This is a genomic window from Streptomyces sp. NPDC043878, from assembly GCF_056435735.1.
This window is the reverse complement of the sequence record NZ_JBWKDW010000010.1, coordinates 1-2,481: the sequence shown is the minus strand read 5'-3', so window position 1 is coordinate 2,481 and position 2,481 is coordinate 1. Positions and strand designations below refer to the sequence as shown.

Annotated in this window: 2 protein-coding genes; one reads left to right on the top strand and one right to left on the bottom strand. The window is 74.5% G+C overall.

The genetic code is table 11. The annotated features are described in order from the left end of the window. Positions 1-264 precede the first annotated feature (264 nt). Positions 265-1,308 carry a zinc-dependent alcohol dehydrogenase gene (locus AC07AZ_RS15660; RefSeq protein ID WP_478847847.1) on the top strand — a complete coding sequence of 348 codons (1,044 nt, stop codon included), beginning with the start codon at positions 265-267 and terminating at the stop codon, positions 1,306-1,308. Between the two features lie 176 nt (positions 1,309-1,484). On the opposite strand, the gene AC07AZ_RS15655 is transcribed toward AC07AZ_RS15660, so the two are convergent. Next, the gene (locus AC07AZ_RS15655) at positions 1,485-2,144 is read right to left on the bottom strand and encodes a TetR/AcrR family transcriptional regulator (RefSeq protein WP_478847845.1); all 660 of its coding nucleotides are present in this window, start codon (positions 2,142-2,144) and stop codon (positions 1,485-1,487) included. Positions 2,145-2,481: the final 337 nt, after the last annotated feature.

Sequence of the window (2,481 nt, the reverse complement as noted above, 5' to 3'; positions counted from 1 at the left end):
AACCCCTCTTGGGGTGGGGCGGTGGAGTCGTGGAAGCGGGGCGGGGGGGTGGGGGGGGGCCCCCCCCCCCCCCCCCCGTCCCCCCCCCCCCCCCCCCCCCCCCCCCCCCCCCCGGACCTGGCGAGCCGCCCTCGCCGCGAGGGTCCCCGTCCCTCGTCGGGTGCCGAGTCCTCCAAGAGCCGGGTCCCGAGCTCCCCAGGAGTCAGGCCCTGAACTCCCCGAGAGCCGGGGCCGGGCCCCCGAGAACGAGAAGAGGGAGCCTCCATGGCCACCATGAAGTCCGTCCTGACCGGCGCCCGGAACACGATCGACGTGGTGGACGTGGAGCGTCCCGTGCCCGGACCGAAAGACGCGCTGGTCCGCATCCGTGCCTGCGGCATCTGCGGCACCGACACCTTCTTCCTGCACATGGGCGGTGCCCCGTTCGGTCCCGGCGGATCGACGGTCGCCCTGCCGCTGGGCCACGAACCGGCCGGCGAGGTCGTGGAGGTGGGCGCCGAGGTCGACGGCCTGAAGGCCGGTGACCGGGTGGTCGTCAACCCGCAGGGCGCCCCGTCCGGCATCATCGGCTGCGGCGGCTCGCTCGGCGGCATGAACGAGTACCTGCTCATCGAGGACGCCGAGGTCGGCCGGAGCGTCGCGGTCTTCCCCGGCCACCTCCCCTTCGACGTGGCCGCCCTCAACGAGCCGATGGCCGTCGCCCGGCACTGCGTCAACCGCTCCGGGGCGAAGCCGGCCGAGAAGGTCGTGGTCTTCGGCGCCGGACCGATCGGACTGGGCGCCACCATCTGGCTGAAGCTGCGCGGCGTCGAGCACGTGGTCGTCGCCGACGTCATCCCGCAGCGGCTCGAGACCGCGCTCGCGGTGGGCGCCGACGCGGTGATCGACTCGGGCTCCGAGGACGTCACCGCCCGCCTCACCGAACTGCACGGCCCGGCCGCCAACGCGCTCGGCCAGCCCCGGGCCGGCACCGACGTCTACATCGACGCCGCCGGGGCGCCCGCCGTCTTCCAGACCGCCGTCGACTCCGCGAAGTGGGGCGCCAGGCTGGTCATGGTCGCCGTACAGAAGAAGTCCGACGCGATCGACCTCGGAGGCATGCTCCGCAGCGAGCTCACGCTCATCGCCTCGCAGGGCTACCCCACCGAGATCTTCGAGGTCACCCCCGAACTCGCCGAGCACAAGGACCTGTTCGCCAGGCTCATCAGCCACCGGGTCCCGTTCGCGGAGGTCGACCGGGCCTTCGAGCTCGCGATGACGCCGGGTGCCGCGGAGAAGGTGGTCGTCACCTTCGGCGACCGGGGCTGAGCGACGGCGGGGGGCCCGCCCGCGTATACCGCATACGTGCACCGGATGCCGTACATCGCATGCCACTCACTGTATGCCGTATGCAATATGCCATGCACCGTATGCCGTATGTCGTACCGCAGGCCCCACCGTCCCGGAGACCGCCGTCCGGGCGGATCGGCGCGGCGGTGTGCACGTCATCCGGGCTTCGGGCCGCCCGTGACCGGGGCGCGCCACAGGCCGACGATCGCGTCGACCAGACCGGTCGCGGCCTCGTCCCAGCTGGCGCGCGGGGTGGGGACGTTCTGGGCCAGGGCACGTTCGCGTTCGGCGGGCATGTGGACGATGAGGTGGCGGGCCAGCTCGCCGCGTTCGGCGCGGACCTCGGCGGGCACCTCGGGCAGGCACCGGTGCATGCCCTCGACGGCCTGGCGCAGCGTCGGGGCGGCGAGGGACTCCTCCACCATGATCTGGCGCAGCGCCGGGTCGGTCATCACCTGGGCGCAGAACCGGGCGTACCAGGTGGGGCCGCCCAGGGCTCCGAGGTGCTCGGGCAGGGGGCGGACCACGCAGTTCACCCAGTCCCGCAGTTCGTCGGAGTCGCCGACGTCCGCGAGAAGCCGGGCGCGGATCTCCTCGATGCGGACGACGTGCTTGCGGACGATGGCGCGGACCAGGTCGGCCTTGGTGCCGAAGTGGTAGCCGACGGCCGCGTTGTTGCCCTGCCCGGCCGCCTCGCTGACCTGACGGTTGGACACCGCGTACACGCCCCGTTCCGCGAACAACCGCTCCGCCGCGGTCAGGATCAGCTCCCGGGTCGCGTTCGCCTGCTCAGCCCGTACCGCCCTGCCCGCCATGCTCACCACCGCACCGGGCCCTCGCACCACCCGTCGGCGGCCGGGTCCCTGGAGCCGCCTCGGGCCCGCCGCGGACGGCGGGTTCCAGCGACGGAAGCCTACGCAACCGGAGCCGCCCGGGTCTGCCCGCGCCCCTCCGGACCGGTCGCCGTGCCCGGGCGGTGTCCGCCGCGACGATGTGTCCCGTCACCTGGGCCGATACCGCACACCCTGTCGGCGCCGGGGCGGTGGAGGTGCTCGCCAGTGGCGGGGGGGGGGGGGGGGGGGGGGGGGGGGGGGGGGGGGGGGGGGGGGGGGGGGGGGAGGGGGGGGGGGGGGAGGGGGGGGGGAGGGACGT

Bases quoted from the DNA above. Each gene is read 5' to 3' on its own strand.
- AC07AZ_RS15660 (WP_478847847.1), top strand. From the start codon at position 265: ATGGCCACCATGAAGTCCGTCCTGACCGGCGCCCGGAACACGATCGAC.
- AC07AZ_RS15655 (WP_478847845.1), bottom strand. From the start codon at position 2,144: ATGGCGGGCAGGGCGGTACGGGCTGAGCAGGCGAACGCGACCCGGGAG.